Origin of the sequence: Photobacterium satsumensis, assembly GCF_050336935.1 — a bacterium.
GTDB lineage: Bacteria > Pseudomonadota > Gammaproteobacteria > Enterobacterales > Vibrionaceae > Photobacterium > Photobacterium satsumensis.
This window is the reverse complement of the sequence record NZ_JAKJSK010000006.1, coordinates 1,774,406-1,798,519: the sequence shown is the minus strand read 5'-3', so window position 1 is coordinate 1,798,519 and position 24,114 is coordinate 1,774,406. Positions and strand designations below refer to the sequence as shown.

General features: G+C 48.0%; 22 protein-coding genes and 1 pseudogene. 2 read left to right on the top strand and 21 right to left on the bottom strand.

Translation table 11 applies throughout. From position 1 onward, the window contains the following. Positions 1–31 precede the first annotated feature (31 nt). The 6 genes from L4D79_RS08235 to L4D79_RS08210 form a co-directional block, all read right to left on the bottom strand. Positions 32–751, bottom strand: coding sequence for a hypothetical protein (locus L4D79_RS08235; protein ID WP_428649814.1), 720 nt, complete (start codon positions 749–751; stop codon positions 32–34). A 140-nt stretch (positions 752–891) separates the two neighbouring features. Further along, a complete protein-coding gene (locus L4D79_RS08230) occupies positions 892–1,284 on the bottom strand; it encodes a RidA family protein (protein ID WP_428649811.1) in 393 nt (130 codons plus the stop codon). After that, positions 1,281–1,595 carry a PTS lactose/cellobiose transporter subunit IIA gene (locus L4D79_RS08225; protein ID WP_428649808.1) on the bottom strand — a complete coding sequence of 105 codons (315 nt, stop codon included), beginning with the start codon at positions 1,593–1,595 and terminating at the stop codon, positions 1,281–1,283. The genes L4D79_RS08230 and L4D79_RS08225 overlap by 4 nt, the downstream gene beginning before the upstream one ends. An 8-nt stretch (positions 1,596–1,603) precedes the next feature. After that, positions 1,604–2,701: a DUF871 domain-containing protein gene (locus L4D79_RS08220; protein WP_428649806.1), complete on the bottom strand. Its 1,098-nt coding sequence runs from the start codon at positions 2,699–2,701 to the stop codon at positions 1,604–1,606. Positions 2,702–2,713: 12 nt separating this feature from the next. Next, complete coding sequence (locus L4D79_RS08215; RefSeq protein WP_428649804.1) at positions 2,714–3,994, bottom strand: PTS sugar transporter subunit IIC; 1,281 nt, start codon at positions 3,992–3,994, stop codon at positions 2,714–2,716. A 10-nt stretch (positions 3,995–4,004) separates the two neighbouring features. Next, positions 4,005–4,310, bottom strand: coding sequence for a PTS sugar transporter subunit IIB (locus L4D79_RS08210; RefSeq protein WP_428649800.1), 306 nt, complete (start codon positions 4,308–4,310; stop codon positions 4,005–4,007). A 320-nt stretch (positions 4,311–4,630) separates the two neighbouring features. Here L4D79_RS08210 and L4D79_RS08205 point away from each other — a divergent pair, with 320 nt between their 5' ends. Further along, complete coding sequence (locus L4D79_RS08205; protein WP_428649797.1) at positions 4,631–5,407, top strand: MurR/RpiR family transcriptional regulator; 777 nt, start codon at positions 4,631–4,633, stop codon at positions 5,405–5,407. Between the two features lie 64 nt (positions 5,408–5,471). Here L4D79_RS08205 and L4D79_RS08200 read toward each other — a convergent pair whose 3' ends face one another. The 11 genes from L4D79_RS08200 to L4D79_RS08150 form a co-directional block, all read right to left on the bottom strand. After that, positions 5,472–5,990, bottom strand: a complete 519-nt coding sequence (locus L4D79_RS08200) for a MerR family transcriptional regulator (RefSeq protein WP_428651746.1) — start codon at positions 5,988–5,990, stop codon at positions 5,472–5,474. A 5-nt stretch (positions 5,991–5,995) separates the two neighbouring features. After that, a complete protein-coding gene (locus tag L4D79_RS08195) occupies positions 5,996–6,922 on the bottom strand; it encodes a DMT family transporter (protein ID WP_428649795.1) in 927 nt (308 codons plus the stop codon). A 189-nt stretch (positions 6,923–7,111) separates the two neighbouring features. Continuing rightward, positions 7,112–8,014, bottom strand: coding sequence for a GNAT family N-acetyltransferase (locus tag L4D79_RS08190; RefSeq protein ID WP_428649792.1), 903 nt, complete (start codon positions 8,012–8,014; stop codon positions 7,112–7,114). 86 nt (positions 8,015–8,100) lie between these two features. Next, positions 8,101–9,063, bottom strand: a complete 963-nt coding sequence (yidZ, locus tag L4D79_RS08185; protein WP_428649789.1) for an HTH-type transcriptional regulator YidZ — start codon at positions 9,061–9,063, stop codon at positions 8,101–8,103. Beyond that, positions 9,038–10,267, bottom strand: a complete 1,230-nt coding sequence (locus L4D79_RS08180) for an MFS transporter (protein WP_428649786.1) — start codon at positions 10,265–10,267, stop codon at positions 9,038–9,040. The genes yidZ and L4D79_RS08180 overlap by 26 nt, the downstream gene beginning before the upstream one ends. Before the next feature lie 168 nt (positions 10,268–10,435). Beyond that, positions 10,436–11,518 (bottom strand): permease, encoded by a 1,083-nt coding sequence (locus L4D79_RS08175; protein ID WP_428649783.1) that lies wholly within the window; start codon positions 11,516–11,518, stop codon positions 10,436–10,438. 234 nt (positions 11,519–11,752) lie between these two features. Continuing rightward, complete coding sequence (locus L4D79_RS08170; protein ID WP_428649781.1) at positions 11,753–12,496, bottom strand: GntR family transcriptional regulator; 744 nt, start codon at positions 12,494–12,496, stop codon at positions 11,753–11,755. Beyond that, positions 12,497–13,813 carry an L-lactate MFS transporter gene (locus tag L4D79_RS08165; protein WP_428649779.1) on the bottom strand — a complete coding sequence of 439 codons (1,317 nt, stop codon included), beginning with the start codon at positions 13,811–13,813 and terminating at the stop codon, positions 12,497–12,499. 99 nt (positions 13,814–13,912) lie between these two features. Then, on the bottom strand, positions 13,913–14,866 hold the full coding sequence (locus tag L4D79_RS08160; protein ID WP_428649776.1) for a PfkB family carbohydrate kinase: 954 nt from the start codon (positions 14,864–14,866) through the stop codon (positions 13,913–13,915). Continuing rightward, entirely contained in the window at positions 14,856–15,878 is a 1,023-nt protein-coding gene (locus L4D79_RS08155; protein WP_428649774.1) for an ADP-ribosylglycohydrolase family protein, read from the bottom strand. The genes L4D79_RS08160 and L4D79_RS08155 overlap by 11 nt, the downstream gene beginning before the upstream one ends. 64 nt (positions 15,879–15,942) lie before the next feature. Further along, positions 15,943–17,223: a nucleoside permease gene (locus L4D79_RS08150; protein ID WP_428649772.1), complete on the bottom strand. Its 1,281-nt coding sequence runs from the start codon at positions 17,221–17,223 to the stop codon at positions 15,943–15,945. Between the two features lie 291 nt (positions 17,224–17,514). Between L4D79_RS08150 and L4D79_RS08145 the strand changes: the two genes are divergently transcribed. Next, positions 17,515–18,246, top strand: coding sequence for a GntR family transcriptional regulator (locus L4D79_RS08145; protein WP_428649770.1), 732 nt, complete (start codon positions 17,515–17,517; stop codon positions 18,244–18,246). Between the two features lie 70 nt (positions 18,247–18,316). Here L4D79_RS08145 and L4D79_RS08140 read toward each other — a convergent pair whose 3' ends face one another. From L4D79_RS08140 to L4D79_RS08125, 4 genes and pseudogenes are all read right to left on the bottom strand, one after another. After that, entirely contained in the window at positions 18,317–19,642 is a 1,326-nt protein-coding gene (locus tag L4D79_RS08140) for a 6-phospho-alpha-glucosidase (RefSeq protein ID WP_428649767.1), read from the bottom strand. A gap of 43 nt (positions 19,643–19,685) precedes the next feature. Continuing rightward, entirely contained in the window at positions 19,686–21,275 is a 1,590-nt protein-coding gene (locus tag L4D79_RS08135) for a PTS transporter subunit EIIC (protein ID WP_428649764.1), read from the bottom strand. A gap of 257 nt (positions 21,276–21,532) precedes the next feature. Beyond that, positions 21,533–21,820, bottom strand: a complete 288-nt coding sequence (locus L4D79_RS08130; protein ID WP_428649760.1) for a hypothetical protein — start codon at positions 21,818–21,820, stop codon at positions 21,533–21,535. A gap of 140 nt (positions 21,821–21,960) precedes the next feature. Continuing rightward, positions 21,961–23,649 (bottom strand): annotated as a pseudogene (locus L4D79_RS08125) (immunoglobulin-like domain-containing protein); the annotation flags it as partial. Positions 23,650–24,114 lie beyond the last annotated feature (465 nt).

Sequence of the window (24,114 nt, the reverse complement as noted above, 5' to 3'; positions counted from 1 at the left end):
GATGTGTAAAGTATTTTTACGTGGTAACAATCTAATAAAATCGGCTGTTTATTGAGTCGGAAAGCGCTGCAGCCCGGATTGAAATGCTGCGCCAACTATCAAGTCGAGCCAACAGTAACTCAGTGGTCAACTCGGCGAGAAAACTAGGGATGATGGTCAACTGATCACAATAGGCGTCGCTTTCATCGGTTAGGCCAAATTTTTGAGATATTGCCTGTACGGCTCCATCACAGTTCTGTTCTTTTAAATACTGTCTTAGTGCATGGAAAAATACGTGATATTCGATACTTACATGGGCATGGTATTCCCGCCATACGGAAAGGAGCACTTTTTGATACGGGACGATAAGTTCACCGTCTTTGTCTTTATTGATATCGACGAAGCCGTCTTGATCTTCGAAATAATCATCGGGCCCGTATTCGGTGGCATCGTCGGGGTTAAACCGAATTGCGAAGTAACCGTCATTGCCAATCAAGCTGTTCATTTCTAGGCAACATTCAGCGATTGTCTCGGGGGAGAAACCAATATGGTCGAATACCTCAATACACAACTGGCGAGCATTGTAATTACCATCGATAGTGCATGCGTATTGAAATGCCCCCTGCTTATGCCTGAATTTAAGCCATTGCTTAAAATCGGCAATCTCGCCCAGTTTGGACGAGTGTCGAGCTTTTTGGTAAAGCTCGGCCTCGACGTCATTAACGATGGCTAACGTGTTTTCTATGATGTGTTTAACCTTGATAGCAGACATACTTGAAATTGATAGCCTAGATTGAGTTGATAAACATCGGGTAGTGGGTGAGTATCATTACTGAACCCACCCACTGTTAGCACAATTAAATAACTCTAAAAGTATGGCGTTTGTGCTTATTTAGTTTTCATTAATATAGTTTATACGCGATCTTGTCTAAAGCAGGTAACATCAACTTCAACTTTTACATCAACAACTAAATCACAGACCATACAAATTCGAGCCGGTGGGTTATCACCAAAAAACTCTTTGAACACCTTATTAAAAGATTGGAAGTAGCGAGAGTCTGTTAATACGACTTTAACGTGTACGACATCCTCTAGCGAGTAATTCGCTTCTTCCATAATATTGATGCAGTTTTGAATCGCAAGGCGTGATTGCTCAACAATTCCGCCTTCAACAACCTCACCATCGATCATTGGCGTTTGGCCCGATACATATAGGAAGCCCCCAGCTTGAGTCGCGCGGGCAAATGGCAGGTGCTGTCCGCCGGTTCCTGTACCGCCTTCAACACCATAGCGAATAATGCTCATTGCACTCTCCTATAGAGGTCGACAAACTCTTTTGCCAAATCTTTCATCAACACGGCATTCATCAAATGATCTTGTGCATGGACCATCACCAAAGTGACGGGAACTTTACCTTCACCCTCATCAAGGCCGATCAAGGATGTTTGTACATCGTGGGCCATTTTTAGGTATTTACTGCACTCTTCCAAGGCTACATCACAAGCTGTGAAATCGTTTGTTTTGGCATATTGAATTGCAGCCATCGCTTCACTTTTTGCCTGGCCTGCATTGGTAATTAAATTCATTACCGTCAGTTCGTAATCATCTTTATTCACAATAGATCTCAACTTGTCGTTGTTAGGTTGAATTTTTGCCAAGGCTTTAACTGGTCAAGAAAGCGGATATTCTCGCTGCTAATGTGGCCTACGACATTAGAGCACCCAGTATTTTCAAAATCCTGCAATGCGACATGTAGCTCGCCGGTATACTTGTTGTAGGCGTCATTTTCGACAATGACATCACCGCGCTTGATCAACGGTGTAGTATTTTTTGGCTTGATACTTTTCCCTTTATAGAGATTACGCGTATGGCTAGAGCGTATTGTCAGCTCGTTGATATCACCACGAACCCAATGTATTTGGTTTAATACAATGGCACGCTCAACGTCGGTGATCTCTTCATATAACTCTACATCTAAGTCTAAGATAGCGCGATTAACACTCGCTAGGGCTGCTAGCTCTTCATCTGAAGCAAATGCGTTAGCGATTAGTACATCGTCAACAACTCCCGAATTGAACAATTCCTTAGCCTGGGTGGTAATAGAAAGGTCCCGGTGCGCTTCTATTGTGCATAGCCCTTCTGATACTGGCCATGGGCCAAGTTCAGCACTAGGTGCATTAACAAAGGCGGCGACCCGTATTCCTTCCTTACGGAAGCTCTCAGAACGTTCCATAAAGTAGTCCCATCCCAGTCCTGAGTATTTCTTAGGGTAGAAGTTATGGCAGCCGATTAGCTTATCGCGGTTGGGCTGATAGCTAAGAATATTTTCGAGATAACGCTGTTCAGGGCTGATATTAATTTCGATCAGCAACTCTTGCTGGTTAAACGTCATCATTGCTTCTTCGAAGCCGGTAAAGCCTTCATCTAACCGGATCCCGGTCAACCCCATTTCCTGGAAGAACGAAAGATTATCGTGGTTCAGGTTGAGCTCACGAAATACGCGGGGATCAACATCGGCAACGACTATCATTCCGTGGTCAACAGCATGTTTTACAACAGCTTTGAATTTACCAAAGACAGCTTCTTTATCCCCATCGGCACACAACAGGCAGGTAAATAGACGGCTGTAGCCATAGCTGCTCGCTTTTTCGATATACGCCTTTATTTCATCCAGATCACTATGCTGGGGGTATACCGAAATACCAATACGTTTAGTTTTCATCGATATTTCCTTTTATGCCGCTTGCTCTTCAAGTGTTTTTTCGTACATACGAACAAATGGTAGGTACATCAGTACCGATGTAATGATTAGCGTGATACTTAACAGTAATGCCGTGGTACCCAAGTTCGTTGCCAAGAATGCCCCGAGTGGTGCAGGTGTTGTCCATGGTAGTAGTGTGACTACATTGCCGACTAAGCCGCTTGTTGTCGCAAACCAGGCGATGGTGGCATTAATCATTGGAATAAAGATGAACGGTATGAATAACACTGGGTTCATTACCATCGGGGTACCGAAGATAAGTGGCTCATTGATATTGAACATACCCGGTACGATACTCAATCGGCCGATAGTACGGAGGTGGGCATTCTTGGACCAAAAGGCCATTACACAGGCCAGCGAGAATGTACAACCAGCACCACCAATGAAGATAAAGTAATCCCAGAAGCCAGCAACGAAGATCCGTGATGCCTCTTCACCAGCAACGATTGCATCTTGGTTAACTTGCAAGTTAGCAAACAAGAAAGGGGTCAGAACGCTCAGAACAATCGTGCCACCATTGATCCCGGCAACCCATAATACTTGGACGAAGAATACTGCCATCAACAATGCTGGTAGTGAATCCGACACGACAACTAATGGTTGAAGTACGGTGATGATGAGTTCTGGCAACAATGTTACGGCACCATCTGTAGCAGCATCGATCACCAGGTTGATTGGGTGCAGCAGCACAATCACTATGGCAACAGGGATAATCAGCTCAAAGGACTTAGCAATCGCGGGTGGTACCGATGGCGGCAACTTAATCGTGATGCCTCTCTGAACACAAATTCTAAGCACGTGAACAGAGATAATTGCGGTGAGGATAGCGGTGAAAATGCCCTTAGCATCTAGGTAGCTTACCGACATCGCTCCTTGTTCTACCGGTGCGGCAACCAATAAGAACGCGAACATAGCAAGAAAGCCACCGGTTATATTATGGAGGCCATAACTTGCCGATAGGCTACTGCCGATCCCGAAGGCGATAAATAGTGTCATGATCCCCATACTGACATAGAAGGGTTGCATGTATTTATCCCGGGCTTCACCAACCCAGTTGGTATACCACTCCATATAGAGGAAGTTACTTGGATCTGTTAATGGCAAGTTCAACAGCAATAATACAAATGAGCCTGTCAGCAAAAAAGGAATGGCGTATGCAAAGCCATCTTTCATTGCGTTTAAATATCTGGATTGACTTACTTTACCTGCAACAGGCATAGCATAGCGTTCAATCCAATGCATAACCTTTTCCATGTAGTTATCCTTAACCAATTAACTCTAATGCATGTGATAATACTTTTTGGCCATTCATTACCGCATAATCCATTGGATTTATTACTTCGACGATTTTGCCATAGGGTTCTGCCCGAGATTTAAACTCGTTATGCATATATTTTAATTGAGGTCCAAGCAGGACAATATCGTACTCAGGAACAAGATCATTAAAACGCTCAGAACCATAAGCTTCAATTTCCACCTCTAAATTCTGCTCGGTGGCACTTTCTTGCATTTTTTGAACCATCATGCTTGTTGACATACCTGCGGTACACATCAATAGGATTTTTTTCATTGTGTTACTCCATGAAATATTTATTTATATATGCTTTTATTTACTTGGTTATATTTGTTTTCCGGTGATGATAATAATTTTCATGGAAATTATTTTAAACCCCATATTTCTGTAATTATTACAGTGGTCACAGCTATCAAGGCTTAATCTTCTTATAAAAACCAAGTGTTTACTCACCTATAAATGGGCGAAATTTTTATTTACCGCATGAAAACAGTAGGTTAATTAATTTCACGGTTCGAAATTAATTGACGTGTGAAAATAATTTACATAGATTTTGTAAAAAAGAAATTTGGCAAGTTAAGCGAGCAGTATATAGCATGGAAAATAAGGTCGATGTCGTATCACAAATATTCAAAAATCACGATAATTTCAGTGATGTAGAGCTGAGGATTGCCCAATTTATATCCGAAAACCCTCGGCTGGTTGCTATTTCGAGTATTAGTAAGTTGGCAAAAATGATAGGTGTAAGTACGGCTTCAGTGAGTCGGTTTGCTAAAGTGCTAGGGTTGGAGAATATTCGTGAGTTGAAATTTCACTTAGCACAGTCCTTTAGTTCAGTAGAGATGCCCGTTGTTGATCAAAGGCTTGCAACGAATGGGTATAATTTGATTTACGAGTCGCTAAGCACTATTTTGCTTAATAACGTTACGACTCTGTCTGGAAGCCATATCACTATATTCAGCAACTTTATAGAAGAGGCTGAAACCATTTATATTTTTGGCTCAGATTCTATTTCACGACATTGTGCTGAGGATGCCAAACTTAGACTGACGCAACTTGGAAATGTTGTCCTGACCGCTGATTCAACAGAACTTATGCAGGCGTATAGTAGAAACTTCAGGCCAAATGATCTCGTGATATCTCTCGATATTAGCCAGCAACCAGAGCTATTAATTGAGGTGACTGCAAAAGCGAAGCAAATTGGCTGCCGCGCAGCGGCTATTACTTCACAACTTTCTGAGCTGACCAACCTCTCTGACATGGTGCTTGCGATCAATACTCAAGAAATCAATGACAAGTTCAAATCTAGCGCTTTGCGGCATCTGTTAATCACTTATATCGATGCAATCGAGCTGGAGTTGATCAGCCGTTAGTAAAACGCCTATTCGGTAATGGCCTCATATTTTGTCATGGCATATAGTTTCTTTGCTATTGATTTTAAACTGAATTTTGGTGGATGCTGGCTATCTCTTCGGCATCTATATTGAGCGACTCCAGAAATTCCTGATGGGCATCGGGCTCCATTTTTTCAAACTGCTTGTGCCAGTTGCTCATGTCTTCTTCATTGAACCCTGCTCCGCGCATGATCTCGACCCAACGCGCTTTGGTGAGTTGGTTCTGTTCTAGCAACTCAGGCTCCTCCAGTAGCATCAAGATAGCTTTTTGCTGCTGGCGTAGGGTCTGGATTTCTTGCTCTAGCGCATTGAATTGATTGCGCAATGTCTGCTCTTGCTTGACTGACTGCTTGCGCTCAAGCATCGGCCCAATCTCTTGAACCGGCAGGCCGAACGAGCGGTAAGACAAAATGCTTTTCAGGCGCGCCACTTCTTTCTCACCGTACCAGCGGTATCCGTTCTCCGAGCGGTTGGCGGGTTTTAGTAAGCCGACCCGTTCATAGTAAAGCACGGTGGTACGAGAAATATTGCAGGCCTTGGCCAGTTGCGTCACGGTTAGCATTGTCATTACCCCTGTTTCGCCTTTGGTTTTCGTTGATACAGCATGGGCAAAATAGCACTCAAAATAATAATGAGCGCGCCAGCAACGGCCAGCCCATTTGGCGTTTCGGCAAACAGCCAGTAGCCAATAGCCATAGAGTAAATAATTTTAACGTATTCAACATTGGCGATCACGTTAGCTTCGCCGTGTTTGTATGCCGTTATCCCAATCCACTGGGCAATGGAGGAAATAACGCCGACGCACACCAGTAGAAGCAACTGCTCGCCGCTCGGCCACGTCCAGTTTAGCAGGCTGGGGACTAGCGCCATTAGGCCAACAAAGATAGCTTGGTAGGCCAGCAAGGTGATTTTAGATTCAACCTGAGCAACTTTGCGGACACAGATAACCGCCACCGCAGCACCAAAGGCAGCCAGTAGGCCAAGTAATGTATAAGTCAGCGAGGCTTGCTCGAAGCTCGGCTGTACCACCATCATCACGCCGATAAAGCCCGTAATAATGGTAAACAGGCGAGAAGCGCTAACAGCTTCCGCGAGGAACAGGTAGGAGACCGCAGCCACAAACAGTACCTGGGTAAACCCTAATGCAGTGGCATCAGCCAGCGGAATGTTACTGATAGTGACAAAGCCGAGGTAGAGGGCGGTGAAGGCACCCAAGATACGGAAAGTATGCAGTTTTAGGTGTTTGGGCTTGAGTAACAAGTCAATGTTTTTGACGATAGCGGGGAGCAGAAAAGTGACAAACACCGCTTGCCTAAAAAACAAAATTTGGAAGATGCCAATATCGTCACTCAGTACCCTGACCAAGACGCCGACTAGGGTAAATAGTGCTGTCGACACCAGCGCCAACGAAACCCCTTTGACTGTTGAGGGCAATGCCGCGAACGTAGCTTGTATTGATTGCGGAATGGCTAGGTGTTGCGAGAAGGTAGGCATAGGAAATAACCCCTGTTGTTTTACAAGAGGCGAAGGGTAAAGCCTATACCTGTAGACGGGTCAATAGATGTTTGACTCTCCTTGATTGGTGATAGCTAGCATGGGCTAAGTGTTTAGAAATAACGGTTTACACATAGGGCAAAGCGATGGGGGTATTGCCCTATATGTTGTCTGTTCGGCGCGGTTAGTTTACTCGCAGTTAGTGGCTGTAAACCTCTGTTTATCCAAGCGCATCGGCGTCACCGGCGAGCCATAAAAATCTATCGGTTCGCCTGTTACTTCAGCCCCGAACTGATTAAGTATCGCGACAGTGGTATCTCTGGCATCGCTGACAATGTAGTCTGCGATATTGGCAAAGATATCGCTCAGTGACTCTAGAGCCAGCTTTTTGCCAATGCCATAACCGCGGAAGTTGGCATCAACAAAATAGCGGCCCCAGAGCCATTCTCCTTCAATCTCCCAGCAGGCGACGGCGCCAATCACATATTCGCCGCAGCGGGCGACCCACCATACAAAAGGCTGGTCAGGATCAAGAGGGATAAGTTCTTCTGGAATGCCTTGCTCACCATTAAAGACATGCTTGATCAGGGTATCGACTTCGTGCTGGTAATTGGGGTTTAACCTTTCAATCTGCACTCGGAAGCTATTGGGTTCGAAGTTGCTCTTGAACGCGTTTAATCGAAGCGTTCGTAGGCCACTTTCTATGTTATCGAGCTGATCATCAGCAAGCCCATCAAGGAAAGCTGAGAAAGCGGTATCGGCCGAATGGTTGGCATGCTGCAGCGCGGCTTCTCCATCAGGTAATAGCTGATAGATTTTCTGGCGCCTGTCAGCAGGATCAAGCTGAACGGAGAGATATTCTTTATCGATTAATGTCGTCAATGTCCGGCTTAGGGACGCTTTTTGCACATTGAGCTGGGTCGCTAACTCATGAAAAGAGGTGCTACCGTTACGATGCACGTAGGTCAGGATGTGGGCTTGCGACAATGATAGGTTGGAGTTCAGGCAGTTTTTATCGAGCAGCCCCAACTCCCTGATGAGGTAGCGTAGCTCACTACGGATGTTGCTGATAGCGGTCGTTGGCTCAGACACTGGGCATTTCCTTATGCTTGAATATTTATTCACGCTATCGTTGTTTGTTGATAGTGTCAACAAACTATCAGTCGCTTCAAGTCTCTCTATGTTTTTTGATTGCTATACAGCGCTTTAATCGTCTCTTTTAGCCATGCGATTTTAGGGTTTTGGCTGTTGCGCTTATGCCAGATCATGGTGAAAGGGATCAGCAAGCTGTCTAGTTGTTGCCTCTCAAGCGGAATAGGCAGGGCAACTAAGTCGGGGTGCATCTGCTGGCAATAGTGTTGGCAGTACTGGGGGGCTGTGGTGATCATCTGGTGACCCGGCTGGGCAGCCATGAATAGGGACTGCTCAAAACTGGCCATGGTCAGGGCGACATGGCGAGTGAGTCCTTGCTCGGCCAGCACTTCATCCAACGCCCAGCTTTCACTTTTCTCCCACACGATATTGATGTGTGGGTATTTGAGGAAGGCTTCCATGTTCCATTCTTCTTGCAGTGCCGGATGATCTTTACGCAGGTAGATCTGCGGCAAGTCAGTAAAAAGCACTTCATAGTCGATGAAATAGGGGAGTAAATCCAAGGACTCTTTGGAGCGGGGATGGCTTTCTCTACCGGTAAAACCAATGTCTGACTCGCCGCGGGTAATCGACTCCACGGAGTCGTAGTCCCAGTTGCTCACCTTCACTTTTGCATCAGGATAACGCTGGTAGATTTGCTGTGAGAGTTCGTTGAACATGATCAGCAGCAGCGGCGATTCCATGGTGAGGTTGAAGTGCACCCCTTTGGGTGTTTCATCCCCGCGCTTGGCTAACAGCTGGCTACCAATTTGCAGCCAGTCGGAGAGATCATGGGCCATGCTGAGCGCCAACGGTGTGGGCTTTAATCCCTGAGGTGTTTTGACAAACAGGGGATCATCAAACCACTCCCTCAGTTTATTGAGGGATTTGCTTACCGTCGGCGGGGTCACATTCAGCTTCTTGGCCGCCTTGGTTACACTCTGCTCCTGCAGCAATAGTTGCAGGGTGAAGAGCAAGTTGAGATCAAGGCGTGCTAGTGATTTCTTCATTGGTTATACAAGCAGTTGGCATCGTAGGCATTGCTACCCATAATATTAGAGCCGCTGAAATTACACCACCCAAAGCCAGGATGATTATCAGCATATTGAGTGCCGAGACCCCCAGCAAACCCATTAACCAGATATAAAAGGCCGAGCTACATACTTGGGCAATGCCGAGGATTGAGCTAGCCATGCCTGCCCGCAGTGAGAACGGACTCAGTGCCTGGCTCATGGTGACACCGAAGCCGATGGAGAAACCGGCGCAGATGAGGCCAAAGCCAATCAGGTTTGCCATCTGATCCACTATATCCAGACCCGACGCCATCAGAACGATTGCCGCTGTGGCAAAAAGTCCTTGTGAGAACAGCATCAAGCTACGCTGCTTGAATACACCTAGTAGGAAAGGGGCTGAGAATGAAGCAATCATACTGACCAGTGCGGTTAAAGCCATGGTGGTCGAGTAACCGCCTCGGTCAAACCCCATCACTTCCATTACTAGCATCGGTGAGACATTCACGTAAGTTAGGATAGTTGTGACACCGAGAGAGGTGATGACAACACGGCTGATGAAAAAGCGCTCAAGGAAAGTCTCGGTAGAATCAAGTGCGGTGCTATTGGAGTGTTGTGAATCCGTAGCCGCTGCACTTTTTTGGCTACGGCGGTTTGCATTGCTTTCTTTGAGGACAAATGTCGACAAGATACAGACCAGTACCCCCATGCCCGCCATGGTGCTAAATAAACTTGGCCAAGGGAATTTGAGCATGATCAGGTGGCCAATCACTGGGGCAATGACAGGAACGATGCAGGTGATGCCGTTGAGCATTGAAAGGACTTTGGCCCTGCGTTGATCATCCAGCGTATCACGCAAGATGGCAAAAGCGACCACATAGCATGAGCCAGCGCCGATCCCTTGGGCAAAGCGGGCAATCAAGAATGTGGTGCTGCTTTCTGCTTGACCGCCAAGTAGGGAAGCAAAGATAAAGATAATTGCGCCTGTAATGGCGACAGGTTTACGACCGATAGAATCAGACAGCTTACCTGCGAATAGCATGGTGGTTGCCATGCCTGCGAGATAAATTGAAAAAGCGATATGGAGCTGTGGCTCTGTCGCGCCTAAGTCTTGGGCGATTTGTGGCAAACCAACCAGATACAAGTCAATGGCTGTCGGATAGAGCAGAACAAGTGCAAAACTGCACAGAAGAAACCGGATCATAAATACCTCTTTGTTGTGTCGCGAGAAGTGTAGAGGTGATCCGGCTAGCTAACGAGTTGCCATTTTGACAACAGGTATTTCCATTGGCGACATATAAAAGGTTTTCAGGATAAAAGTAAAAAAGCCGGCCTCTTTTGAGACCGGTTTGGTAGGGTGAATGGTTATGGCTTAGCCAAACAGGTAGGTGTACATGTAACCTGCGCCAATCGCCATACCTAGGATCACTGCGAGGAAGGCGGCAATCATCTGGTTCTTGAAGATAGATTTCAGCAAGATAACTTCAGTCAAACTTGCACCCGCACTACCGATGATCAATGCCATTACCGAGCCCATCGCCATGCCTTTTTTAACTAGCGCGGCACTTAGTGGGATCACCGCTTCTGCACGAATGTAGAGTGGGATACCAATCACAGCAGCAACAGGGATCGCATACCACATACCTTCACCCGCATACTTGGCAATTAAGTCAGTCGGAATAAAGCCGTAGATGAAAGAACCAATTAGGATACCCAGCATCAAGTAAGGAAGTACTTGCTTAAAGTCTTTCCAAGTTGAGTGCCAGATACGTACCCAACGGCTTTCTTCTTTCACTGTCATTACCGCTTCACCGCAGCCATTGACTTCAACATTCACTTCTTTCGTTCCACAGCATGAGCTGGCAGCTGGTGCCGGTTCAGGCGTTGCTGTGCAGCATGATGTTGCTGGAGCTGCTTGGGTACCACAAGATGACGCTGGCTTAGCCTTTGGTGCTGTATCACTACAGCTGCTGCTACAGCTTGAACCTGCATCAGCCATTTGGTAAGCCTCTTCGCGGACATAGCGCTCGAAGCCTAGTTTTTCCAATACGTAACCTGCAATGACTGATACAGCCAGAGCCACAGCGAAATAGAACACCGCGACTTGGATCCCGAAGGTCACCACAAACAAGCCGATGATCACTGGGTTAAGCAGTGGGCTGGCAAACAGGAACACCATCATCGGACCGAAACCTGCACGGGCACGAAGCAGGCCTTTCAGGAAAGGAATGGTCGAGCACGAACAAAATGGCGTGATGGAGCCAAGCAAAGCCGCAATAACATAGCCCTTGCCATTGCGTGAGCTCAAGATTGACTGGATTTTCTCGGGGGTCAGGAACTCCTGCAACACACCCACTAGGTAGCTAATAACTAAAAATAGCACCGTTAGTTCTGCGGCAAGGAATAGGAACATACCTGCGGCTTCTTTGAACATTGTTACGAATTCAGGACTCATGGTTACTGCCTCATTTGGTAGTATATTTCGATATGTGTCGAAATATAGGCCTGAAGCAGTTTGGTGTCAATTAAATATTTCGATTTTTTTGGAAATATAATCCGACTGGCAAGGCAGGGCCAACGGTTATGGAGGTAAGGTGATGTTATAAGGAGAATTCTTTGGAGAATGCAACAAGAGGCCGAAATGGCCTCTTGTGTGTTGTTTTCGCTTAGGCTCTCACGCTAAGGAGGTCTAGTCTTCCGCGACAAAAACGTACATGTCGCCTCGGCAGTGGTTGACGCTGTATTCAATGACTTTGCCTTTGGCATCATGTGCGATTTGTTTTATCAGCAATACGGGGACGGCTTCATCGAGACTAAGGTGACTGAGGAACTCATCGGTCGGTAGCAGGGCACTGACCCAGCTTTTGGTACCGGTAAGGGTGATATTCTGGCTGCGGAAGTAGTCGTATAGCGAAAGTTGGATATCATCGGCATCAGAGATCAGCCCTACAGGGACATAAGATTCTTCGACAGATACCGGTTTGTCATCGATATATCGGATCCGTTTGAGTAGGAAGACATCTTCACCCTCTGCCAGGCTCAGCTGCTTCGCGACATCCCCGTTGCAGGGAACGACTTCTTTTTTGATCCATAACGTATCAGGCCGTTTACCTTTCAGTACTACCTGCTGGGAAAAACCCTTAGGCTCTTTGAGCGAGTACTCCAGTGTATCGCTGATCATGGTGCCCGAGCCGCGGGAGCGGACAATGACATTTTCTTTATCCAGCACATCGAGTGCTTTTCTCACTGTGATGCGTGAAATGCCCAACAGCTCGCCCAGTTCCCGCTCTGTTGGCAGGTAGTCACCACCCACCAACAGCTTCTGTTGGATAGCCTGTTTAACAGTTTCGGCGACTTTCACGTAAAGCGGTGACTTGTCCTTTTGTTCGATACGCTCTTTAATGAGACTGATCAAGCTATTGTAATTATTCATTTATTCATGCTTTGCCTTGAGTACTGGTTTGATTATACCCAAGCCGCTAGGTTGTAGCCATAATGCTAGGCCAACTGTGACAGCCATCAATACTGCACAGACCTGATAGGCTATTTGGTAGCTGCCGGTGGTATCGACAACCAAGGCGGCGAGCATGGGACCAATAAACCCGCCCATGCCCCAAGCGGTATAGAGGATACCGTAGTTGGTGCCATAATATTTCAGCCCGTAGAATTGGGCCATCAGTGAAGGGAAGACTGCCAGTAACGCTCCGTAGCCCACCCCTGCCAATGCGGCCCCGACAATCATCAGCAACCCGGTATGGTAATAGCTAAACAGCAGCATATTGAGTCCCTGCAACACAAAGGCCAGCGTTAGGGTAGGTAGTGCACCGATACGATCAGACAGCAAGCCAGTGGCAAGCCGCCCCCCTGAATTGAACAGGGCGAGTGCGACAACCAAATAAGCGGCGTCATAGATATCAGCCTGAATAGCAGCAATAGAGGTGATATTGGCAATCACCATCAGCCCGGCAGTTGATGAGAAAGCGTACATCACCCACAGCATGTAGAAACGTGGTTGGCGGAGCATGGCTCGCCACGGGGTATCCTGATGTAAAGCGCTGTTGCTACTAGGTGCGGTGCTGCTGTTGGCTGCTGTGTTGCTACTGGGTACGATGCTGCTAGATGCGTCAGCTTTCTGGTTGTTTGAATCAGGCGTACTGTTCAAATTCGGTGCTGGTGGACAATAACTTAACGGCGGGTTATCGATGGTACAGGCCAAAGGCAGGGCGACTAACAGTAAGGTGCAGCCAAGCAAGTAAAAGCTGGTACTGATCCCATATTGTGCAATCAGGAAACTGACCAGAGGCGCTAAGTAAACCGAAGCAATGCCGAATGCGGTGGCGATCAGCCCGTTGACCCAGCCTTTGCGGGACGGGTGGAACCACTTCATCGCGACCGGGTTGAGGCAGGCATAGCCAAAGCCGATCCCGCAGCCTGTCAGTAAGCCGAAGGTTAGGGTAAGCATGGTAGGTGAGAGGTGTAGCCCTGAAAGTAACAGGCCAAAACCTGCTAAACATGTGCCTGTAATGAGGACTTTGCGAGGGCCGATTTTGTCTTGGATAATGCCGGCCGCCAATACTGCCAGTGCTAACACCCCAATTGAGACCGTATAGGGTAGCGAAGCTTGGGTATTGCTCCAGCCGAGCTCAACAATGAAGGCGTTTTTGAACACGCTCCATGCATAGAGGATACCGATACATAAGTTGATGCCGCAGCAAGCTGCAAGCACTCGGGTTGCTTTTGTGTTGTTCATGGGCGTGTTTTCGTTTTTATCAGGGCCGGTTGACGTGAAGGCGTATCCAGCCAAAAGTGCACAAGGCCCCTTTTGGCTGGTGGCGGAGGGTGTAAAGGCTTAGTAACGAGATAGGTAGTCTGTCAGTGCTTGGCGATCCGGCGCGCAGTCACCCCCACGGTGGCTGACGACGTAAGATGCTACCGCGTTGCCCAGCAGGACAGCATCCGGAAGCTCCCAGCCAGAAGCCAGCCCGGCAAGCACTCCGCCGGCGTGTGAATCCCCAGCCCCGATAGTGTCGACAACGGTTGCCGGGAATGGTGAGACATTGCCTGTTTGGTTGGCATCGGCGAAAAGGGCACCGTCGCTATCGATACGTAAAATTAGCGGGCATTGGTATTGGTGGTACCACTGCTGGGTGAAGGTATCTGCACAGCCCATACCTAACACTTCAGCTTCTTGCCGATTGAGCGATACGATGGGTTTTAATGCCAATAGGCGTTGGAAAATATCTGCTGGAACATCGGCGATCCGCGGGCCGAAGTCGACAAAGGTATCAACCGTAGCAGGCAGTGACTCCAGCCAACTGACTAACTGCTCTCCGCTTGGGGAAGCTAACTGATAGCCCGATAAATAAATCAAGGCGTCATCAGCGAGTGGCAGTCCGCTTAGAACGTCCTCATCCCAATGGTTCTCTACCCCGCTTACAGAAATAAAAGTGCGTTCACCGTCCGGCTCGACCAATGCCATGCACCAGCCATTGTCACCGCTATCGGTCTGGATCACGCTGGTAATGCCGTTCTGCTCAAGGCTGCGGCTGATCAGGCTTGCCCAGTTACCTTGGCCTATTGGTAGGGCATTGAGTGAATCTATCTCCAACCGTTTTAGCGCTATCGCGATGTTAAGGGCGCAGCCGCCAATATGTAGGCCTTTTTCCGTCACTTCCAAGTCGCCGCCACGTACTGGTAAGGCCGCCGCTTCGGTGACGATATCGATCACCGCAGCGCCGATCAGGCAGAGCTGACGCTGGTTGTGCAGGCTAGGCAGCAGGGTGGTCAGGGCGTTATGCGGCATAGGTTCGCTCCTTGTTCATCCGCATTGCGGTAAAGGCTGTGCTGTAGCGGGTGAAGTCTAGTTGGTTGGCTTCATCTAGCTGGCGCTTCAACTCTGGGTCAATCCCATCGATACCTGAAAGTGCGCCACAAATTGCGGTGGCCATGGCACCAATGGTATCGGTATCGCCACCGAGGTTGGCACACAAAATCGCGCAGCGGTTCGGATCGGTACCGGCTATCTCTACCATAGCAATCGCTGCAGGAACTGACTCGATGGTGCTGGTACCGGCACCGACTAAATCATAAATCTGCTGCATTGCGCTTTCTACACCTAGGCTGCCACGGGCGATGGATAGCGCCAGCTCAATCCGCGCGCCCATTGAAGCGCTGAAGGTGGTGGTATTTTTATCTTGGGCTGCCTTGGCGATAGCAGGTAGTTGATCGCTGATGGTTGCCCAGCTGTCACCATCAATCGCTTTGGATACAGCCCATGCGATAGCCGTTGCACCGGCTATGGCGACGTCTGATTTGTGGGTCGGGCTTGAAGCGAGCCAGACTTGATCAATAAAGTTATCTAAGTTGTGGGTTGGTAGTAGGCAGCCGAGTGGTGACACACGCATAGCAGCGCCGTTGGTGACACCGTTGTTTTCCAATTCGCTGATTGGCGTTCCGGCCTTGATAGCTGTCATCGCGGCTTTTGATGATGGCCCAAACACATTTTTATTGAAGGCATCGAACCCTTCGGCCCAGGTCATGACATTGCGGGCAATAATATCTGGGTTAATGTCGCCATCACACTCTAACAGGGCATCGGCAAGCGCCAGTGCCATTGAGGTGTCATCGGTAAAGTGGCAGGCATCGAAATAGCAGGCGGCGTTGTTTTCTGCAGGGCCCGGAAGAAAGCGGTCAATCCAGCCGAAATGGGCTTTTACTCGACTGCGTGGCCAAAGTTCAGAAGGCATCCCCATTGCATCGCCAAGAGCCTGACCGTAAAACGCTCCAAGAATGCGATTTTCAATATTGTTATTCATTAGACTACACCTTATTAAAATATTGAGTCACGCCCGCCGCAAGCATGGCGGGCGAAAAGAAAAGTTAAGCGTTGGCCGGTTTGCTGTCGGCCGTGTTTTCATCGTTTATGGTGATTTCTTTAATTTCACCGTCAGATTCGCGGAAGAAGAACATGAAGGCGATCAGGATGACGGCAATCATGATGGCGCCAAAGCCCCACATTCCAGACCAGTTAAATGTCAGGCCGTTTACCGGTTCGGGATAGGCGAACATCTTCTCCATCATTACGCCACCAATGCGGTAACCCAGTAAGCTACCCAAGCCCTGACAGCATAGGGTGATGAGGCCCTGTGCAGCGGTACGCATGTGTTTTGGTGCTTTCTTGTCTACGTAGATATAGGCGGTAACGAAGTAGAAGTCGTAACTCACGCCGTGTAACAAGATCCCGGCGAAGAGTAGTGAGTACAGGTACCACTGCTCGGCGCTGCCATAGACGAAGAAGCCGTAGCGGATTGCGGCCGTAAAGAGACCAAGTAACAATACCTTTTTAATACCAAAGCGTTTGGTAAAGAACGGTAGTGCCAGCATGAAGAAGATTTCAGAGAACTGGCCGAGGGTCATCCAGCCAGTTGCATTGCTCATACCGACTTCAGTTAGGTAGCCATTGGCAAAGATGTAATAGAACGCTAGTGGCATGCTGAACATGAATGAACAGATAAAGAAAGCCAGGAAGTTTTTATCACGTAGCAGCACGAGCGCATCCAAACCAAGCATCACTTTCAGACTGAGCTTGCCGGTACTTTTCGGTGGCGTGTTAGGTAGCGACAGGGCAAAGACACCTAGAAGTAATGAGCTTGCAGCTGTTACCAGTAGCGGGATGTTGGTCGCAGATATATCACCGTAGCCCAACCAACCTGGTAGGAAGCCACAAACAATACCAGAGGCGATCCAGCCAATCGTCCCCAGTACGCGGATACGCGGGAAGTCGCGCTCAACATCATCAACATTCGAGAATGCGATACTGTTGGTGAGGGCGATAGTTGGCATGTAGGTCAATGAGTACAGCAGTAGCAGCGGGAAGAAACCGGCAAACGTGGTTTGCTGCGCGGCCAAATACATTAACCCGGCCCCTGCTAACAACATGACGGACAAAACTTTTTGTGCAGGGAAGAACCGGTCGGTGATAGAGCCAACCAAGATTGGTGAGATGATCGCAGCTATCGCGGTACAAGCGTAAGACCAAGCGATCTCGGTTGGGGTAAATCCATTGGTGTTGAGAAACTGCCATAACGGGACGAACCACGCCCCCCAGATGAACCATTCAATGAACATCATGAATGACAGTTTTGTATTTGTTTTTGTCATCTCTTTTTTCCTTTAGTAGTAGGGTGAGACCAAATCTATTACTAAAGTAATACCAAAACAATACCAAGTGGTTTAAAAAGTGATCAGGTTAACTATTATTGATGAGCTGATAAATAGAATCAGTGACTTAGCCAAGACGCAAGAATTGCCACTTCTTCAGCCATATCTTTAGCCTAGCGGAGGCGGTGAATATTCGATGAAAATTCCTTTTTGAGGAAAGGCATTGGATGACCAGTGTTGTCTATACAACTATGTCGGGGTAAGATTGAGTATCGTTTGAAGGAGAGAGTCATGATTGATAAGCACTCGTCGGTGCCGATTTATCTGCAAATCGAACAAATCCTCACTGAGCAGATTGATAAAGGTATTCTCAAGCCGGGTGAGTCAATCCCGTCAGAACCCAGTATGTGTGAGCAATTCGGGGTGTCACGTATGACAGCTCGTAAAGCCGTCGACTACCTTGTCAGACAGGGGGTGGTCGAGCGTATACGTGGCAAGGGCACCTTTGTGTGCGAACATGAAAAACAACTTAAAATTGCTTTGCCGCTAGATAAGCACCTGACATCAAGTGAAGTGGCGGGTTATCTTAACAGCCCAATTACCAACCAGCTGCTGCATCTATCAAAACAAGCGGTAGAGTCTGAGATCGCCGAGATTTTGGGGCTGAATCCGGGGGATGATATCTGGTATATGAAACGTCTTCGCTTGGTTGGCAATACCCCGTTTGTATTTGAGCGGACCTATATGCTGGTAGAGCCTTTCTCTGATTTGACGGAAGCTGATCTCAATAAGTCCAAATATGGTTACTTGGCCGAGCGGGGGTTTGCGGTTGGCGGCAGTAAGAAGGAAATCCGAGCAGAGCTACCGGTACAAGATGTCCGTGAGTTGCTGGGGTTACGGCGTGACGAGCCAGTGTTGTTTGCCCGTTCGGTCGCTTTTTTTGAGGATAAAACGCCGTTTGAAGTCTCGGATATCTATTACAACCAAGAGCACTATACCTTTACCCTTGAGGCTGATCGCTAGCATCTATTTCAAAAAGAAAAGCTCTGGCAATACCAGAGCTTAATGACGCTATCACTTCATGACTGGGGGATTATTTCAATTCTGGCCAGTAATCTTTGTTAGCTTCAATGAGTGCATCCAGTATCTTGCGGGCTTTCTTGGCATCAACAATCGTGCGGTTTAGGGTCAGTGCTTGCAGTGCTTTGGTGTAAGAGCCTTCAAACCATGCTTCAACTGTTAGACGCTCATAAGCAAACTGTTGCTCTATCATCCCTTTGTAGAAGGTTGGGATTTTGCCCACTCCGTAGGGGCGAGGACCGTTGATCCCCAGTTCTGCGGTTACTTCTACCATGACATCGTTATCAAGGTTTGCTACCAGACCATTGTTTTCTAAGATAACAACGAACTTACGGCGTTGGTTGAAAGCGATAGACTCAGCAACTTCAACAATCATGTCACCGTGCGCATCGTTGTGAACGACGGTTGCATTTTGAGTGGTTCCTGCCTGCACGGCTTCACGACACTCATCGAAGACACGTTTCTCGCGGCCATTCATAACTTCGTTGGCACGGGTATATTCAGCATCTAGCTTTGATAATTTGTATTCTGGGTACAGGTAGTACTGCAGGTAGGTATTTGGCAAATAATCTGGGAAATCACGCAGCATATCTGCAACCGCTGAGTAGGTATCCAGCCATGATTGATCGCGCTGTTCGGCATCGACTGGCTTGAAGCCGTTCTCAGAGATGAAGGCTTTTAGTTTCGGTGCTAGATCTTCGCCTTCTTGGTTATACAGGTGAGTAAACCAACCGAAGTGGTTTAGGCCAAAGTAAACCGGATCGAAATCATCTGGGTTTACATCTAGCAGGCGGCCGTATGAGCGTAGAAGGTTCACTGGCTGATCACAGATGTTCAGGATTTTGTCATCATGAGGGAAGCGTTTTTTTAATGCATCCGCCACGATGGCTGCCGGATTGGTGTAGTTCAAAATCCATGCTTGTGGAGCCCGCTCACGGACATCTTGCACCATCTCGACCATGTCACCGATAGAGCGCATGCCGTAAGCGAACCCGCCTGGCCCACAGGTTTCCTGACCAATGGCACCCAGTGAAAGTGGGATTTTCTCGTCTTTCTCGCGCATTTCGTAGCCACCGGTACGCATTTGGCACAGTACGAAATCCATGTCTTTGTAGGCGACGTCTTTGTCGGTGGTGTATTCAAATTCAAGCTCAGGGTATTCTTCTTGGAACAATAGCTTAGCGTATTCACCAATCACTTCTTGGCGTTGGGCGTTTACATCAAACATCACTAGGCGTTTTAGTGGGAAGCTCGATTTACGTTTGCACAGTGCTTTTAGTAGACCTGGTGTCCATGTAGAACCACCACCAACCAGTACGATATTAAATGCTTTAGTCATAATGTGTCTCTTTTACTCAGTAATCTTAAATTCGTTGTTTGGATTAAGCGGTAAGGGCACGCTTAACGTCGTTGGCTATTTTTTCGACCTGCGGGCCGTAAATAACCTGGATATCGACATCGCTGGCTTGCTTGATGCCACTGGCACCGGACGCAAGCAGTGCGTCTTTGTGGATGGCATTCATATCAGCCACCTTGACGCGAAGGCGGGTGAAGCAGCAGTCCACAATTTGGATGTTGCTGCTGCCGCCAAGGCCTTCGATGATTTTTGCTGTTTTCTCTGACGCGGGCATGGTTGCGGTTGCATCGTTTTGTGGTTCGTCTTCGCGACCCGGTGTTTTCACATTCATACGGGTGATCACGAAGCGGAAAGCGAAGTAGTAAAGCGGGAAGTAGGCTGCGCCGATGATGACGGTGTACCACCAAGCGGTTTGGCTACCACCTAGAATACCGAAGACCAATAGGTCAATCACACCACCCTGCACGTTACCGATCATCACACCAAACATTTGCGCCATCGCGAAAGAAAGGCCAGTCATTACGGCATGGAAGATAAATAGAATGGGCGATACGAAGATAAAGCTGAACTCTAATGGCTCGGTGATACCTGTTGTGAAAGAGGCCAGTGCACCGGCGATAACCAGCGCCTTTACACGGTTCTTATGCTCGGGCTTGGCGCAGTGATACATGGCGAGTGCAGCGCCCGGTAGACCGAACATCATTACAGGGATCTTACCTTGGGCTAGAAAGCGGGTTGCTTCGCGTACGACTTCATCGGCAATTACTCCGGGGTTTGCCAGCGCGGTGTTGAAGATGGTCAAAGCGCCGACAATGCTTTCGCCGTCAACGGTGGTGATCCCGCCAATTGGCGTAAAGCGAACGGTTTCATTCAGAATGTGGTGCAAACCGGTCGGGATGAGTAGTCGTTCAGCAAAGGCATAAAGGAAAGTACCGAAACCACCAGAGTGACCGATAAACTCGCCAACTTTGACAATGGCTGCGCCGATGGTTGGCCAGATTAATGAGAGGCCGACACCGACTAGCGGCAACACAATTACGGTAATGATAGGGACGAAACGGCGACCACCGAAGAAGTTAATCGCAGTCGGCAGTACGATGGTGTAGTAGCGGTTGTGAAGGGCAACAGTCATCAGGCCCGCAATAACACCACCAAGTACACTCATGTGATAGGAAAAAATTCCCAGCGTGTTGCCAAATTCTGCCGAATACATCATGGCTTCTGTTTGGTTCATACCTTGCGAGACAAGGTATTCCACCGAGGTGGTTGCTGGCGTTATCCCTTGAGCCAGCAAGCTGTAGTTGACCCCCACGTGCATGGCGATAAAACCAATGACGGCCGCAAATGCCGCTGTCGGTTTTTCTTCCTTGGCCAGGCCTATGGCTGCGGCGACCGCAAAAAACAGAGGCAGGTTGGCAAACAGTGAACCTGCGACTTTACGGATAAAGCCAATGAAGAGTTGTAGGGCTTCCATCTGGACAAAGCTCTGGCCCATGATGGCAGGGTTCTGCATTGCTGCAGCGAGTCCCAGGAAGATACCGGCGGCGGCGATCACAGAGATCGGCATCATCAGTGCTTTCCCGAGATCTTGAAGCTTGGCTCCAAGCTGTTTCATGAGATGTTCCTTCTACCGTTGTTGTAATAATGATGCTCTTTTCTAAGAGTTAGGTTATTAAACAACTTTGAATGTATAGTTGTCTATACAACTGATTTTGTTTTATGAAGTGGATCACGATGAATGCGTTTAAGTTGTTGTTATTTAACGGTTGCTAATTTCAAAGAATACGGGGGTTGTCTACACGGGGCTATACAACTTATTGGGGGGCATTGTGTGGGGGGGAAATGATTAAATATGAGGGGAGAACACAAGGCTTATACCTCGCGCTCTTCCCGCAAATCTTGCCTATCGAGCAAGGCGCTATGAGTCACCTTGGTGCACTTTATTAACTCGTTGTGGCTGAGCTGCCGTTGAGCGAGTTCTTGGGATATCGCATCAAACCCGCCGTCATAGGTGTCATTGAGTTCATCGGGTGTCTGGAATCCGACATCATAGCAAAGCGTGTGGGTTGAAATAGCGTTGGGCTCTTGTTGTTCAGTATTCAGACTGGCAAACAAAATTAACCCTGCGATTGCTGAAGTAGAAGTGTATTGAATAATCACGAAGCGCTCTAATGCTTGTTGAAAATGAGCGCGAAGCATACATTGATTGAATACTATCGACTTACCATATTGTGCCAGCAGGGGAGCCCCACTGGCACTATTCGGTTGTATTTAGCTTACTCAGTTAGTCGTGATTACTGGCAAGATGCAGCCCCTTTTTCTTCCCAAACACCCCATTGGCCGGTAGTGCCGGGTTCTTCTCCTTTCGTCCACCACTTGGCACGCCATAGCTTGCCGTTATGCGTCACCTCATCATTGGTAACATAGGTGGCTGCACCATCCCAGGCATTGGGGCAAATGGGCTGGCTGTCGTCATAGACTTCCACGCTGCGCTGGGCACTGTGGGTATCGTTATTGCCGTAGGTAGCAGTGTACGTCAGGCTGTATGTCCCGACTTGGCTGGTATCAACGCTACCGGAGACCGTGGTTTGCGCCGTAATATCGCCATCAACAGGGTGGGTGACAGTGACACCGGCCATCGGGTCAAAACTTGTATTCAAAGCGATGCGAACATCATTGACGCCTTCGAATATCGGTACCAGATCGTAAACGGTCACTTTCCTTGGCTGGTTGGCACTATTACCGGCATTATCGCTGACACTGTAAGTTAGGGAGTAATCACCAACGATATTGGTATCGACACTGCCAGTGAATTGAATACTGGCTGAAATATTGTTGCCATTGAAATCAACGGCAGTGACACCAGCCATTGGATCAAACGATGCCCCCCGAACTACTTGGGTATCGGTGATACCAGAAAATACAGGCGACTTATCTGGCTCTGGTGGTTGCTGGTTATGGATGTAGCTGCCGTAATCTTTGATGAACTTTTCATTGTAGGCTTGCCCGGCACTGTTTGTGCCCATGTCCCAGTTGACTGACCACGTCATAACACCGCGCATTGGTTGGCCTTGGGCCTTCAGGCGATCGAAAGCGGCATACAGAGCATTGGGATCGTCGACAAAGCCGTTGTTGGCCCCATCGATGTTGGCCGGGATACCGAAGACCAATTTGTCATTGGTGATCGTGGTATAACCCCGGGTACCGTTAATCAGTGAGTCGGAGATGTAATAGATGAACTCTTCTTTTCTTGCATCATTTTGTGAAAGCCAACCAATACTTCCCTCCACATAAACACCATCCCCACCTTGGTTATAGAACTGCGGGTTGATGAAGTCATAGTCACCTTCTAAGCCCTGGAGATAAGGTAGATATTTACCATTGGCGGTGGTGAGGTACGGGAACTCCGGCGCCATAGTGATCATGAAGTTCTTACCTTGGGCGCGGTAATGATCTTTTACGATGCGAAGGGCTGCGGGTATGACGGTTTGGTTATCAGCGGCGATGATAGCATTCTGCTCAAGGTCGATATCCAGCCCGTCGAAACCAAACTTGTCGGTCAGGCGGATCACTTCGTCGGCAAAGGCTTGCTCATCGCCAGCTTTGAGCTCAACGTGCGCATCGGCACCGCCCAGCGCTAATAAAACACTTCGGCCTTGGCTATTCAGGGTGTTGATTTGATCAATAAAAGCCGACTCAGTGAGGCCAATCGCAGGGTCTAGTTCGAAGGTTGGGATGCGGCCCGCATTAAGATCATACACTTTCATGAAAGACACATTGACCACGTTGTAGTCAGGGTGTACTTCCGTCAACTCAACACAGGGGGCGAGCCCGCCGCGGTAGCCTGCGCCGTCACACCAGTTATGCCAGTATCCGACGACGACATTGCCGGATTGCGCGACCATTTCATTGGCTTGCGCGGAGACGGAAACAGTGGCTGTTCCCATGAGTATGGCGGCAGAGAGGAGGGTCAGTGGTATTTGTTTCATGTTCATTCCTTTGATTGTTATTGGATTCGTCCGGTTGTATTGTTTTGTTGTTATAAGTGTAAGGTAATGCATGCATAAGTCGGGTTGAATAATTTATGATGCAAAAAAAGATCTGGATTCAAAAGATGTAATGTAACTTTCTGCTTGCTTGATTTAATGCTGAGGGGCGTCTAAAGATGTTTGGCTAATCCCAGCCTGGAGGGATCATAATTTTACCTGCCTACTTCTCTGTGCAGATCTTTCTTAAATTGATTTTTTTGTATATATAACCTTTTTTTGGTTGCATTTATTTGCCTGCTTTGAACATATTTGTGGCGAATGTTTATCTTAAGTTTGTCTCTAACTTACTGCCATTACACGCTTTTCTCACGAGTCAGAAACAAGAACATTTTCGCCTAATAAGCTTTCATTAAGTGTTGTGAATGGGGAATTCCATTTCAACAAACAACAGGCAGTAAAAATAAC

What these genes read in the sequence shown, in the direction of transcription:
- L4D79_RS08140 (WP_428649767.1), bottom strand. Translation starts at nt 19,642, where the DNA reads ATGACTAAAGCATTTAATATCGTACTGGTTGGTGGTGGTTCTACATGG.
- L4D79_RS08200 (WP_428651746.1), bottom strand. Translation starts at nt 5,990, where the DNA reads ATGCTAACCGTGACGCAACTGGCCAAGGCCTGCAATATTTCTCGTACC.
- L4D79_RS08210 (WP_428649800.1), bottom strand. Translation starts at nt 4,310, where the DNA reads ATGAAAAAAATCCTATTGATGTGTACCGCAGGTATGTCAACAAGCATG.
- L4D79_RS08205 (WP_428649797.1), top strand. Translation starts at nt 4,631, where the DNA reads ATGGAAAATAAGGTCGATGTCGTATCACAAATATTCAAAAATCACGAT.
- L4D79_RS08230 (WP_428649811.1), bottom strand. Translation starts at nt 1,284, where the DNA reads ATGAGCATTATTCGCTATGGTGTTGAAGGCGGTACAGGAACCGGCGGA.
- L4D79_RS08170 (WP_428649781.1), bottom strand. Translation starts at nt 12,496, where the DNA reads ATGAATAATTACAATAGCTTGATCAGTCTCATTAAAGAGCGTATCGAA.
- L4D79_RS08160 (WP_428649776.1), bottom strand. Translation starts at nt 14,866, where the DNA reads ATGCCGCATAACGCCCTGACCACCCTGCTGCCTAGCCTGCACAACCAG.
- L4D79_RS08135 (WP_428649764.1), bottom strand. Translation starts at nt 21,275, where the DNA reads ATGAAACAGCTTGGAGCCAAGCTTCAAGATCTCGGGAAAGCACTGATG.
- L4D79_RS08195 (WP_428649795.1), bottom strand. Translation starts at nt 6,922, where the DNA reads ATGCCTACCTTCTCGCAACACCTAGCCATTCCGCAATCAATACAAGCT.
- L4D79_RS08215 (WP_428649804.1), bottom strand. Translation starts at nt 3,994, where the DNA reads ATGGAAAAGGTTATGCATTGGATTGAACGCTATGCTATGCCTGTTGCA.
- L4D79_RS08155 (WP_428649774.1), bottom strand. Translation starts at nt 15,878, where the DNA reads ATGAATAACAATATTGAAAATCGCATTCTTGGAGCGTTTTACGGTCAG.
- yidZ (WP_428649789.1), bottom strand. Translation starts at nt 9,063, where the DNA reads ATGAAGAAATCACTAGCACGCCTTGATCTCAACTTGCTCTTCACCCTG.
- L4D79_RS08180 (WP_428649786.1), bottom strand. Translation starts at nt 10,267, where the DNA reads ATGATCCGGTTTCTTCTGTGCAGTTTTGCACTTGTTCTGCTCTATCCG.
- L4D79_RS08145 (WP_428649770.1), top strand. Translation starts at nt 17,515, where the DNA reads ATGATTGATAAGCACTCGTCGGTGCCGATTTATCTGCAAATCGAACAA.
- L4D79_RS08175 (WP_428649783.1), bottom strand. Translation starts at nt 11,518, where the DNA reads ATGAGTCCTGAATTCGTAACAATGTTCAAAGAAGCCGCAGGTATGTTC.
- L4D79_RS08235 (WP_428649814.1), bottom strand. Translation starts at nt 751, where the DNA reads ATGTCTGCTATCAAGGTTAAACACATCATAGAAAACACGTTAGCCATC.
- L4D79_RS08150 (WP_428649772.1), bottom strand. Translation starts at nt 17,223, where the DNA reads ATGACAAAAACAAATACAAAACTGTCATTCATGATGTTCATTGAATGG.
- L4D79_RS08220 (WP_428649806.1), bottom strand. Translation starts at nt 2,701, where the DNA reads ATGAAAACTAAACGTATTGGTATTTCGGTATACCCCCAGCATAGTGAT.
- L4D79_RS08165 (WP_428649779.1), bottom strand. Translation starts at nt 13,813, where the DNA reads ATGAACAACACAAAAGCAACCCGAGTGCTTGCAGCTTGCTGCGGCATC.